This is a genomic window from Nostoc punctiforme PCC 73102 (assembly GCF_000020025.1).
Lineage (GTDB): Bacteria > Cyanobacteriota > Cyanobacteriia > Cyanobacteriales > Nostocaceae > Nostoc > Nostoc punctiforme.
Map to the genome: position 1 here is coordinate 6,377,282 of NC_010628.1, position 12,673 is coordinate 6,389,954.

At 42.1% G+C, this 12,673-nt stretch carries 9 protein-coding genes; 6 read left to right on the forward strand and 3 right to left on the reverse strand.

What is annotated here, in order from left to right; genetic code table 11:
- Positions 1–131 precede the first annotated feature (131 nt).
- The gene (locus NPUN_RS26055; protein WP_012411436.1) at positions 132–2,225 is read left to right on the forward strand and encodes a prolyl oligopeptidase family serine peptidase; all 2,094 of its coding nucleotides are present in this window, start codon (positions 132–134) and stop codon (positions 2,223–2,225) included.
- Between the two features lie 65 nt (positions 2,226–2,290).
- Here the strand turns inward: NPUN_RS26055 and NPUN_RS26060 are convergent, their stop codons facing one another.
- Positions 2,291–2,566, reverse strand: a complete 276-nt coding sequence (locus NPUN_RS26060; RefSeq protein ID WP_012411437.1) for a hypothetical protein — start codon at positions 2,564–2,566, stop codon at positions 2,291–2,293.
- A gap of 436 nt (positions 2,567–3,002) precedes the next feature.
- On the opposite strand from NPUN_RS26060, the gene NPUN_RS26070 reads away from it, so the two are divergent.
- Positions 3,003–5,780, forward strand: coding sequence for a M16 family metallopeptidase (locus NPUN_RS26070; protein WP_012411438.1), 2,778 nt, complete (start codon positions 3,003–3,005; stop codon positions 5,778–5,780).
- 593 nt (positions 5,781–6,373) lie between these two features.
- On the opposite strand, the gene NPUN_RS26075 is transcribed toward NPUN_RS26070, so the two are convergent.
- Together NPUN_RS26075 and NPUN_RS26080 are read right to left on the reverse strand one after the other, a co-directional pair.
- Positions 6,374–6,997 (reverse strand): DUF4231 domain-containing protein, encoded by a 624-nt coding sequence (locus NPUN_RS26075; RefSeq protein WP_012411439.1) that lies wholly within the window; start codon positions 6,995–6,997, stop codon positions 6,374–6,376.
- A gap of 3 nt (positions 6,998–7,000) precedes the next feature.
- A complete protein-coding gene (locus NPUN_RS26080) occupies positions 7,001–7,753 on the reverse strand; it encodes a hypothetical protein (protein ID WP_012411440.1) in 753 nt (250 codons plus the stop codon).
- 414 nt (positions 7,754–8,167) lie between these two features.
- On the opposite strand from NPUN_RS26080, the gene glyA reads away from it, so the two are divergent.
- From glyA to NPUN_RS26100, 4 genes are all read left to right on the forward strand, one after another.
- On the forward strand, positions 8,168–9,451 hold the full coding sequence (glyA, locus tag NPUN_RS26085; RefSeq protein WP_012411441.1) for a serine hydroxymethyltransferase: 1,284 nt from the start codon (positions 8,168–8,170) through the stop codon (positions 9,449–9,451).
- A 79-nt stretch (positions 9,452–9,530) separates the two neighbouring features.
- On the forward strand, positions 9,531–10,781 hold the full coding sequence (locus NPUN_RS26090; protein WP_012411442.1) for a competence/damage-inducible protein A: 1,251 nt from the start codon (positions 9,531–9,533) through the stop codon (positions 10,779–10,781).
- A 162-nt stretch (positions 10,782–10,943) separates the two neighbouring features.
- Positions 10,944–11,453, forward strand: a complete 510-nt coding sequence (locus NPUN_RS26095; RefSeq protein WP_336884911.1) for a hypothetical protein — start codon at positions 10,944–10,946, stop codon at positions 11,451–11,453.
- A gap of 303 nt (positions 11,454–11,756) precedes the next feature.
- Entirely contained in the window at positions 11,757–12,551 is a 795-nt protein-coding gene (locus NPUN_RS26100; RefSeq protein WP_012411444.1) for an LmeA family phospholipid-binding protein, read from the forward strand.
- The last annotated feature ends 122 nt before the right edge of the window (positions 12,552–12,673 follow it).

The window sequence follows — 12,673 nt, forward strand, 5'->3', positions numbered from 1 at the left end:
ATCAGCTTCATGTGCGGCTTATATGTTTCCCTCCATTTTGCCATCACTAGTAAATGTGGATGCTCCCGTGTATGCCCCACGTCTTAGGCCTATCTTTGTAGTATGTAAAGAAGCACTTTCAACCTAAGATTATGCCCTCATCTACAAAACCTATCACCTACCCATCCAGCCACAAAAGTAATCAAATCGATAACTACCACGGTACTTTAGTCACAGATTCTTATCGTTGGTTAGAAGACCCTGACTCTGAAGAAACAAGGGCTTGGATTGAGGCACAAAATCAAATTACCTTTGGCTACTTGAGCGAAATTCCTGCCAGGGAAAAAATTAAACAGCGCCTCACTAAACTTTGGGATTATGAAAAATATGGTATCCCTTTTAAAGAAGGCAAGTCTCTGCAAGACGGTTCCACCGAACGCTACTTTTATTTTAAAAATAACGGACTGCAAAACCAAAGTGTCCTCTACACTCTAAAAACCCTCGACAATCAACCTAAAGTTTTACTCGATCCCAATCAACTCTCAGAAGATGGTACTATTGCTCTTTCAGGATTGTCTATTAGCGAGAATGGTAAACTTTTAGCTTATGGTCTATCAACCTCTGGTTCTGATTGGGAAGAGTGGAAAGTACGCGATGTTGAAACTGGTGAAGACCTACAAGATCATCTGAAGTGGATTAAATTCTCTGGTGCATCGTGGACACATAATAATCAAGGTTTCTTCTACAGTCGCTACGACGAGCCGAATGAAAAAACTCAATTAGAAGATGTTAACTATTATCAAAAGCTTTACTATCATCAACTAGGCAAACCTCAATCAGAAGATGTACTAATTTATCATCGTCCTGACCAAAAAGAATGGGGTTTTAGTGGTGGTGTTACTGAAGATGGACACTATCTAATAATTTCTATTTGGCTGGGTACTGACTCCAAAAATTTGGTTTTCTTCAAAGATTTAACTAACCCTAATGCTGAAGTCGTAGAATTAATTAACCAGTTTGAGGCAGATTACAGCTTTATTGAAAATGATGATAGCTTCTTTTATTTCCGCACAGATTTAAATGCACCACGGGGAAGAGTTATTGCAATTGACACTCAAAACCCTGCGTCAGAAAAGTGGCGAGAAATCATTCCTCAATCAGCAGAAACCTTAGAAAGTGTAGGCATACTCAATAACCAATTTGTTGCTGATTACCTCAAAGATGCTCATAGCGAAATTAAAATCTTTGACCTCAAAGGCGGGTTTATTCGTGAGGTAGAATTACCTGGACTCGGTTCAGCCGGAGGTTTTGGAGGAAAACGTCATGATACCGAAACTTTTTATAGTTACACCAGCTTTACTACACCAGGAACCATCTATCGCTACGATATGATAACTGGTAAAAGTACTGTTTTTCGCCAGCCGGAAGTAGATTTTAATCCTAATGATTATGAGACAAAACAAATTTTTTATCAGAGCAAAGACGGTACTAGAGTACCCATGTTTATTACGCACAAAAAGGGCATTAAATTAGATGGAAATAACCCCACTTATCTCTATGCTTATGGTGGTTTTAATGTCTCAATGACACCTAGCTTTTCTGTGAGTCTGTTGGTGTGGATGGAGATGGGTGGTGTCTATGCTATGCCCAATATACGCGGCGGTGGAGAATACGGCGAAGAATGGCATCAAGCAGGAATGAAGGAGAAAAAGCAGAATGTCTTTGATGACTTTATTGGTGCAGCTGAGTGGTTGATTGCTAATAAATATACTAAGACTGAGAAGCTAGCGATCGCAGGTGGTAGTAATGGTGGCTTATTGGTGGGTGCTTGTATAACACAGCGCCCCGATTTGTTTGGTGCAGCAATACCCTCTGTCGGCGTGATGGATATGTTGCGGTTCCACAAATTTACCATCGGTTGGGCTTGGACTTCCGAATTTGGTTCAGCAGATAATTCAGAAGAGTTTCCAGCGCTGTATGCTTATTCGCCACTCCACAACATCAAACCAGATACAGCTTACCCAGCAACTTTAATTACCACAGCCGATCATGACGATCGCGTTGTCCCTGCTCATAGTTTCAAATTTGCCGCTGCTTTGCAAGAAGCTCACGCAGGTGATGCCCCAGTTTTAATTAGAATTGAGACTAAGGCAGGGCATGGTGCAGGTAAACCCACTGCTAAAATTATCGAGGAAGCCGCAGATAAATGGGCTTTTTTGGTGCGTACTTTAGATGTAGAAGTTTAAGAGTTGATTTATTTGTAGAGTGCGTTACACCGCGTTGACGCACTACATTATTTCCATCAGCTCAATTATTTCAGTACATCTAAATTCAGAATAATTGAGGGAGCTTTAGCACCGATCGAGTTACCACCTTTGAATAAAAAATCGCCAATTATATTTTTTACCTGTGGCGCATATTCCCAAGGGCCTTGTGCAACCCAAACTACCTGAACTTCACGTGTCCATATCTCATCTCTCTTTTCAACAGTGGAACTAACTGTTTTTACCACATGAGTTACGCGATGCTCATGATTTTTATGGTTTTGGCACAAGAGAATGCGATCGCCCTGTAATTTAAATTGCATAAGCTGGGCGGGCAGGATGACCGCCCCACGAGAGTTATGTTTAATTAGGTTATGCAATTTAGATGTTTTTATCCCTCTTGTGCTTAAAAAGCGACAGCTTGGTGTGCCAAAAAACTTGTCAAATAAAACACATTACAATAGTCGACTATTACGGCATGGGAAAAATAAAGCTACCATTAAAAATGTTAAAAAAGCTGAGAATGTTAAGTCTTCTCACTTCCACGAAATGGTACTAAGGTTTTGTTTTATCAAAACAGAATTCAGGGGTCAGAATACCCTTTCAGGGAAGCAAGCTACAGAATGAATGCTGTACAACTAGTGGGTAGCACACAGTTAGCGAGTCTCTTACTAATTGATTTTGACCGGAGTTGCGGAGTCCCCGGCTTTGCTTCTGAATTCTTCTTCAAAATTAGAAATTTTGCATTTGGCATTGCTTATGAAGTTACGTTCATATATGTTTTTAGGTTTTTTTCTGAGTCTGCTCCTAACTTTTTTGCCTTTTTCGAGCAATTTCATAAATGCTGCAACACCGACAGCAGTCGCACCTGTATCTGCTGTCTCATTCACCCAAGGGGTAAAAAAAACGGTGTTGGACAACGGCTTAACAGTGCTAACCAAGGAAGTCCATACTGCTCCAGTGGTGAGTGTGCAAGTTTGGTATAAAGTTGGTTCCCGTAACGAGGTTAAGGGAGAAAATGGCATTTCTCACCAGTTAGAACATTTGATGTTCAAGGGTACAACTGCCCGCCCAGTGCAGTTTGGAAGATTGTTTAGTGCCTTGGGTAGCCAGTTCAATGCCTTTACTAGTTATGACGAAACAGCTTACTTCGGCACAGTGCAACGAGACAGACTCGAAGCATTGTTGACACTGGAAGCCGATCGCATGGAAAATTCCTTAGTTGGGTCTGAACAACTCACAAGTGAAAAGCGAGTGGTGATCTCTGAGTTACAGGGATACGAAAATTCACCAGGCTATCGCCTGAGTCGGGCAGTGATGCGAGATGCTTTCCCTAACAGAGCTTATGGCTTACCAGTGGGAGGCACAAAAGCTGATGTAGAGAAATTCACGGTAGAGCAGGTACGGAATTATTACCAAACCTACTACAGCCCAGAAAATGCCACGTTAGTAATTACGGGGGATTTTGCCACAGAACCTGTACTCAAAGTTGTTAAAGAAACTTATGGGAAGTTGGCAAAACGATCGCAACAGGGCAATGTAAGGGGAAATGTCGCCCCATCTTCTCCAGTTGCCGCTACTACTAAAAAAGCACCGATTGTTTTGAAGCAACCAGGAAGTGCGGCACTACTGCAAGCAGTCTATCCTTTACCAGATATCAAGCATCCTGATGTGCCGGCAATTGATGTGATGGATGCCATTCTCACAGGTGGACGTAGCTCTAGACTTTACCAGGCTTTGGTAGAATCTGGACTTGCCAGTTCAGTAAGTGGCGGTGCTGCCGAACTCATTGAACCAGGTTGGTATGAAATTAATGCTACAGCGGCTCCGGGTAAAGAGTTAAGTAAAATTGCCCAGGTGCTTCAGGAATCTTTAGGAAAGTTGCAACAGCAGCCTGTCACCACAGAAGAATTGACCCGGGCGAAAACGCAACTGCAAGCCTCATATATCTTGGGTAATCAAGATATTACTAGTCAAGCGACCCAACTCGGATATAACCAAACGATCGCGGGCGATTATCATTTTATTGAACAGTATCTCGCTGCGATCGCTAAAGTCACCCCAGCCCAAGTACAAAAAGTAGCGAAAACTTACCTAAATCCGGCTAAACAAACCATTGGCTTCTTTGAGCCGACTCAACCAGATGGGAAACCAGGGACTTCTAGCGCTGGTTCTGGGCGCACAGTCGAAAATTTCAGCCCCGGTAAACCTGTAGATCCGGCACAACTAGCTAAATATCTCCCACCCGCCACATCAGCAACAGATTCGGCCAAACAATCGCTACCAGAAGAGTTTACTTTAAATAATGGTTTGCGGGTTTTGTTGTTACGCGATCGCAGCCTCCCCACCATTAACCTAAGTGGACAAATTGACGCTGGTACTGAATTTGATGGTAATCAAAAAGCTGGATTAGCGAATTTGACTGCGGCCAACTTAATGAATGGGACGCAGACTAAAAATGCTCTTACCCTAGCAAAAACCTTAGAAGACCTGGGAGCCGATTTGAGCTTTAGTGCTAGCCGTGAGGGAGTGAACGTTAGCGGTGAAGGACTTTCAAAGAACCTGCCGATATTGATTCAAACTCTGGCAGATGTGTTAGAAAACGCCACTTTCCCCGCCGACCAGCTAGAATTGAGCCGTCAACGGGCACTGACAAGTCTTAAAGTCCAGCTAGATGATCCTAGAGGGCTAGGACGACAAGTATTCCAGCAGGCAATTTATCCTGAAAATCATCCATTTCATAGCTTTCCTACATTCGAGAGCTTAAAAAGCATTAGTCGTGATGACTTGCTTGGCTTCTATCAGAAATACTACCGACCAGATAGCACAACGATCGCAATAGTTGGAGACTTCGATCCAGTTAAGGTAAAAACTTTGCTGAATCAGGCATTTGGCAAATGGCAAGCCACAGGTAAGCCACCTGTGCTGAAAATATCATCCGTGCCATTACCGCAAACTTCGACACGTTTAAACAAAATAATTCCTGGTAAAGCTGAGGCTGTTACCTACATCGGCTACAACGGCATCTCTCGCAAAGACCCGCGTTATTATGCGGCACTGATACTGAATCAAATTTTGGGTGGTGATACCTTATCGAGCCGATTGGGTACAGAAGTGCGCGATCGCCTCGGTCTAACCTACGGTATCTATAGTGGTTTTGCCGCCGGCATCAATCCCGGCCCATTCTTGATTCAGATGCAGACTGCTCCTGGAGATACCCAAAAAGCGATCGCCAGTACTCTCGCTTTACTTAAACAGTTGCGCGAACAAGGAGTAACTGAGGCTGAATTCAACACGGCAAAACGCTCACTTACTAATAGCTACCCCGTGGATTTAGCTAATCCCAGTAATGTATCAAGCATCATTTTGGATAATGCTGTCTTGGGACTTTCACGATCGGAAATCCGAGACTTTCCCCAACGGATTCAAGCAGTCACTATGGCTCAGATGCAACAGGCAATTGAGGATTTAATTAAGCCAGAAAATCTGGTAATTGTCACCGCCGGGCCTGGAGAGACAGTACCTAAAGGCGGTTAATTAGCTCACTCAATTTTAAATTTTGGATAATGGAATTGAAAGATTCAAAATTCCAAATTTAACCTGACAGTGCTAAGAAACACATACCTGAACATTTTGAGAGAGTATTTCTCTCTCTAATGGAGGAATTGAGAAAGATAGTATCAGGACAAAATAAATAGATATTCCGATCACCTGACGAACTTTAACTCCTATTTCCCCATTTCTATCTAGAAATGGGGAATTTTTTTCAAAAGCTACCAACATGGAATTCCAATAAAATATTTATCTGTCTTTAGGAGGAATAAGATAAAGTCTAAAAATAATAAAAACTTAAGTAGCCCGATTACCCTACCGAACTTTGTTCTAGCTCTCCTCATGTTTTTATCTAACGGGGGAGAGTTTATTTAAAAAATCGATGGCTGCACCAACGCAGATGAGAGTTCTTTCAAATTAATCAGCTTAGTTTGATGCTTGATTCTTCCTAACCCTCGTGAAAACCATTTTTAATGACGCTTTCAAACCGCTAATGCTACGCTAATGTAATTCGTAAAAAAATATGTAAATACAGCAAATTCAACTTATAACTCTCGCAATATCTTGTTTTTCCGATTTTATTTTTCCTCTTTCTTTTCTTCTAAATTGGTTATTTTGGCATTTGGCATCAGGATATAGTTTTCCTGGTTTTGTTGTTCTTCTTTCTTTTCTTGTATAACTTGAGTGGAATATATTTCAACATCTCGTTGAATAACATCTTCTACATTACCCGCAAAAAGATTAAACGCTTGTTGGTGGCTTGTATAATCACGATAAGGGCCAGTCAACTGGGAGAATTGCCACCCTTGGGTTTTCAAAGATTCGACTGTACGACGATAGTGTCGCCAACGTTCACCGTAATGAAAAAACTCTTCAATGGCAGCACTAATAGCAACAATTTGACTCAAACCAAAAGTTGACCAGATAATGATATTTCTGGCCCTATCGTTAACTTGTAAATTAGAAGTAGTGTTAATGTTTAAACTTACCAGTGCTGGGAGAATTACACCGCCAATTATAGTTGTTATCCGCAAAAAATAATGGCGATCTCGTGATAAATTAGCCTTACCTTCCATCCAAAGTACTTGCTCTAACCAGCGCGATTGCAAAAAATGCTTTTGTCCATCGCCTAAATTCATACCTTCAAATAACTTGTTAAAATCTTCCCTTAAAAATTCCTGATAACTATCTTTTTTTGCCATTATTCACTCCTGCTTAGAAAGCAAATCTTTAATTATTTGGCCTAAATTTTTAACCCCATTCTCGATGTCAATCAAGTTGACGTATTGTAATATACCAGATTTTGCTAACTTTTTAGCTCGCTCATCAGTACCCTCTCCACGCAAGGCATCGGCAAGGATATCTGCGGTTCTACCACTACCAGCAATCACAACAACTAACCTTCCAGTATTAACGCTATAAAACGCATCATCAAAGGTGATCTCACCACCGTTTAAAAGTACAGTTACTGAAGGTGCATTATTGGCCAGCATAGTTGCAACGTCAGATATCCAAGGTGATTCGTCGCCCCAATTATCGCCAGGAACCAGTACAAAATGAGTATGGTTTGGCTCTAACGGTGTCAAATCAGCACCGGGTTCTTGTTGATCAGGTAAAGCCACTTTGTTTTCGGGTGCTACACCAATCAAAGCAAACTTAGCACCTATCTGGCTACGAGCCTCACCCATCAATTGCATAACTCCCGCATCCGTACCTCCATCGACAACATAAGCACCCAAACTTTCGGCTATTGGGGCTAAAACTTCCGTAAACAACCGTTTAATACGAAGAAAATCAGCTTCACTGATTTTACTTGCACCCCCTACCACTACTAAAATAGAACGCGAACCGCCAAGCCCTATTTGCTCAAGAGCATCTGGTAATTCGGCTTGTTGATCGACTCGAATAGCTAATGCTGTTTGTCCGCTGTCAAAGGTAAGTTTCAAAGGATTTTTCATTTGTCCACAATTCTGACTGATTAAGTTTCCCAGGGTAGAGGTTCCTAGCCATGTTCCGCAAGGGTTGTATTACCGACAATTAATTGTCGAAGCGTTCAGATTTTTGTTCTACCGAGGAGCGATGTCTCCGACGGGTGGTTCCTGAGCGCAACCGTACCGCTTCGTGGAAGCAAGCTACGCGAAGCGTCTCCGACAGGAGAAGGGCTACGCCTATGTCAGAAGTATTATCTGGTGCAGCTTCAAAAAGCAACGTTATGATAATTAATGCATTAATCAAGCTTACGCCTAATAATAAATAAGTTGGCACAAACAAACCTCTAGAATACGGAGACGATTAATCGCCTCTATAAAGCTGTTAGGTGCTGTGCCAAACCAAAATCAGCCGTTGTACAAATTTCCATAAGGATAATTGAAGTGACTAGGACTAATTCAGACTTTCTTTCCTCCACCGATCCAGCGATCGCGGAGTTAATCAACGACGAACTACAACGCCAGCGAGATCACTTGGAGTTGATTGCTAGCGAAAACTTTACCTCTGCTGCTGTACTAGCTGCTCAAGGTTCAGTACTGACAAATAAATATGCCGAGGGATTACCTGGTAAACGCTACTATGGCGGTTGTGAGTATATCGACAAAATTGAGCAACTAGCTATCAATCGTGCTAAACAGATATTTGGCGCTGCTCATGCAAATGTGCAACCCCATTCTGGCGCACAAGCCAATTTTGCTGTGTTTCTGTCGCTGCTGCAACCAGGAGACAAAATTATGGGGATGGATTTGTCTCACGGGGGACATCTCACCCACGGTTCACCTGTAAATGTCTCAGGTAAGTGGTTTCAAGTTAGCCACTACGGTGTCAGTCAACAAACAGAACAACTTGACTATGACCAAATTCGGGAGCTGGCGCTGAGGGAGCGTCCTAAGCTCTTGATTTGTGGTTATTCGGCTTATCCCCGGATAATTGATTTTGAAAAATTCCGTAGTATTGCTGATGAAGTCGGTGCTTACTTACTTGCCGATATTGCTCATATCGCTGGTTTAGTTGCTAGTGGTCTTCATCCCGACCCCATTCCTCATTGTCATGTAGTAACAACAACTACACATAAGACTCTACGCGGCCCTAGAGGTGGTTTAATCTTGACCAGCGATGCAGAACTAGGTAAAAAGCTAGATAAATCTGTTTTTCCTGGTACTCAGGGCGGGCCATTGGAACACGTCATTGCTGGTAAGGCAGTGGCTTTTGGAGAAGCCCTAAAGCCTGAGTTTAAAACTTATTCTGCTCAAGTAATTGAAAATGCTCGTGCTTTGGCAGAACAACTACAAAATCGGGGTTTAAAATTAGTGTCAAATGGCACTGACAACCATTTACTACTCGTGGATTTACGTTCTGTAAATCTAACTGGTAAGCAAGCGGATCAGCTAGTCAGCACTGTGAATATAACTGCTAACAAGAATACTATTCCCTTCGATCCACAATCGCCATTTGTTACTAGTGGTCTGAGGTTAGGTTCGCCAGCAATGACCACACGGGGCTTAGGAGTAGCAGAATTTACCGAGATTGCAAATATTATTAGCGATCGCCTGCTTTCTCCAGATTCCGACGTAGTAACCCAAGATTGTCGGCAAAGGGTAGCAGCATTGTGCGATCGCTTCCCCTTATATCCTCACCTGGAAATTCCTGTACCAGCACTAGCATAATTGGGCATGGGGGATGGGGCATTGGTAAATAGTTCTTCTTCCCCCATTCCCCATTCCACATTCCCAATTCCCAATTCCAATGAGTGCAGAAATTATTTGTGTTGGTACTGAATTGCTGCTAGGAGATATCCTCAACGGCAATGCTCAATTTTTAGCGCAACAATTAGCGCAGCTAGGTATTCCCCATTACTATCAAACAGTGGTTGGGGATAATCCAGAACGGTTGAAGCAAGTTATAGAAATTGCTATTTCCAGAGCGCAAATCCTCATTTTCACTGGTGGACTCGGCCCCACACCAGATGATCTCACCTGCGAAACCATCGCCGATTTTTTTAAAACTCCTTTGGTAGAAAACCCAGAAATCATTGAAGACATAACCCAGAAATTTGCCCAACGTGGTCGGGTAATGTCACCAAGTAACCGCAAACAGGCTTTGATTCCCCAAGGTGCAGAAATTCTCCCCAACCCCACTGGAACAGCACCCGGTATTATTTGGCAACCCCGTCCTAAAATCACAATTTTTACCTTTCCCGGTGTTCCCAGTGAAATGCACCCAATGTGGGAAGAAACAGCCGTCCCATTTCTCAAAAGTCAAGGTTGGGGTAAAGAAATTATTTACAGCCGGAGTTTAAAGTTTTGGGGTATTGGTGAATCTGCTTTGGCGGAAAAAGTTTCTTCCTATTTGAAGTTGCCAAATCCGACAGTAGCCCCTTATGCAGGTAAGGGGGAAGTAAGATTGCGAGTTTCTGCTAAAGCCACTTCCGAAGCAGCCGCAGAAGACCTAATTGCGCCCATTGAAAAACAACTTAAAGAAATTGCCGGACTAGATTTTTACGGCGTTAATAATGATACTCTTGCTTCCGTTGTCGGTGAGTTATTGCGGGCATCAAAGGAAACGCTTTCGGTGGCAGAATCTTGCACTGGTGGCGGTTTAGGGCAAATGTTGACTGAAATTTCTGGGAGTTCTGATTACTTTTGGGGTGGCGTAATTTCTTATGACAATTCGGTGAAGATTAAGCTGCTAGGGGTTAACCAGGAAGATTTAGATAAATTTGGGGCAGTAAGTGCAACTGTTGCAGAGCAAATGGCAATTGGAGTCAAAACTCGCCTTGCAACAACTTGGGGATTAAGTATTACTGGTATTGCTGGTCCCACTGGAGGGACAGATACAAAGCCGGTGGGTTTAGTTTACGTTGGTTTAGCTGGGCCAAAGGATGAAGTGACAAGTTTTGAATATCAGTTTGGTACAGTGCGAGGTCGAGCTTTAATTCGTCATGTCAGTGCAAATGCAGCGTTGGATAATCTACGACGGAAGTTGTTGACGAGGTAGGAGTTATATTATGTTTGTCATACAACTTGTATGACAATCAAACCTATTTAAAATCTGATGTTATGTTAAAAAACTCAATTAAGAATTACGAATTATGGAGTTATGAGCAAAACTCCCATACTTCAACCTAATCACTCATACACTTTCAGAAGCTATTTTGAGATGTCATTCGAGCCAGAAGATATACTGGCTGAATTTGGCTATTCTTTAAAACGTTCTTCTCTCAATCAACAAAAGTCCACCATTGAATTAGATAGACTCGCAAATCTCAAATCTAGGATTGAGGAGAGTTTGCCATATATTAGTTTGACTAGTGAAGCAGCCCGCAGAGAGTTACTAATTGCACCAATTTTATTGGATGTTGTTCATTACACTCAAGCCCAACTTAGAATCGAATATCCTCTTATAGTTACAGAACAATTAAAAGGTTCTCTTGATTATTATTTGCACGCAGACCATAAACTCTTGGTTGTAGAAGCTAAAAATGCTAATTTAGCAAGAGGTTTTACCCAGCTTGCTGTAGAACTGATTGCTATTGATGCGTGGACTGATTCTCAAGAGTCAAATTTACAAGGGGCTGTTTCTACAGAGGATATTTGGCAATTTGCTCTATTGAATCGAGAAAGTAAACAAATAAACTCAAGACCTCAATTTATATCGTGTTCCTGCTGACATAGACGACTTGCTTCGAATTTTGGTGGCAATACTGACCTAAGGATGAAACACTATCATATTAATATTTTCTATAGTGAAGAAGATAATGGCTGTATCATACTTAGTAGTGGTGAGAATGTTAGCAATAACTTAGTTCAATTATTTCCACTCGCTAGATAAAAAGTAACATTTAACACATTTGGCTTCTAACCATCAGCTATCCAACTCCTACCCATCAGCACAATTAATCACGGGATCGCTTGCTGTATTCTTCACGATTTGTTACAAAAGTACAAAGAACTTCTAGAGACCCAAAACCACATGTTCGGCGGACTTACTGGTTTACAAGATCCTAAAGGCACTGATTGGGGTGAGCGGATGCTCAACACGGTCGCCAGCCAAACGATTCGCCACCTGTTTACCCAAAGCGAGTCAGTAGAAGTCTTTGTGCGCTGCTACCCCTCCAGCAAGCTCTTGCAAGGCAGCATTGATAGCTTCAAAATGAGCGGTCGTGGCTTGGTGATTCGGAGAGATTTTGCAGTAGAAGAGATGTCTTTTGAAACTGATGCGGTAGCTATTGACTTCGGCTCGGTTTTAAAGGGCAAACTTAGTCTTAAGCAACCCACTCAAGCGATCGCTCAAGTAATTCTATCAGAAGTAGGCATCAACCAAGCCTTTAGTGCGGAACTGGTGAAAAAGCGTCTGCTTAACCTCACCGTACCCTCCCTGACGGCATTATCTGGCGGTGAACCCGTTTCCTTTACGGATGTTCAGGTACAACTATTACCTGAAAATCGGTTGCAGGTTGTAGCAAAAGCAGATTTAAACAATGGCGAACTTGTGCCCCTGAGCATGATTCTAACTATAGGCATTGAAAGACGGCGGCGAGTTTCTTTCAAAGATCCAAAAATGGAACTTGACCAAGTGCCAGAAGCACAAAGGGAAATTTCGCAAACCTTGAGCGTAGCGCTGGTAGAAATTTTAGATAATATGGTTGATTTGGATCGTTTTGACCTCGATGGAGTGAAAATGCGGCTCAACCGATTAGAAACTGAAGGTCAAAAACTTATTTTTAGTGGATATGCTGAAATCGAGCGTATTCCAAGTAGCAGCTAATATGAAATGAACACGTAAAATATCAAAGTAAAGTTTTTCTGAGCAGCTTTGTGTAAAACTTTAAACAAATTAAATACCGCCTAGACTATTCTAGGCGGTATTTTAAATCTTCAAGTTTTTAA

Bases quoted from the DNA above. Each gene is read 5' to 3' on its own strand.
- NPUN_RS26100 (WP_012411444.1), top strand. From the start codon at position 11,757: ATGTTCGGCGGACTTACTGGTTTACAAGATCCTAAAGGCACTGATTGG.
- NPUN_RS26095 (WP_336884911.1), top strand. From the start codon at position 10,944: ATGTCATTCGAGCCAGAAGATATACTGGCTGAATTTGGCTATTCTTTA.
- NPUN_RS26090 (WP_012411442.1), top strand. From the start codon at position 9,531: ATGAGTGCAGAAATTATTTGTGTTGGTACTGAATTGCTGCTAGGAGAT.
- NPUN_RS26070 (WP_012411438.1), top strand. From the start codon at position 3,003: ATGAAGTTACGTTCATATATGTTTTTAGGTTTTTTTCTGAGTCTGCTC.
- NPUN_RS26080 (WP_012411440.1), bottom strand. From the start codon at position 7,753: ATGAAAAATCCTTTGAAACTTACCTTTGACAGCGGACAAACAGCATTA.
- NPUN_RS26060 (WP_012411437.1), bottom strand. From the start codon at position 2,566: ATGCAATTTAAATTACAGGGCGATCGCATTCTCTTGTGCCAAAACCAT.
- NPUN_RS26055 (WP_012411436.1), top strand. From the start codon at position 132: ATGCCCTCATCTACAAAACCTATCACCTACCCATCCAGCCACAAAAGT.
- NPUN_RS26075 (WP_012411439.1), bottom strand. From the start codon at position 6,997: ATGGCAAAAAAAGATAGTTATCAGGAATTTTTAAGGGAAGATTTTAAC.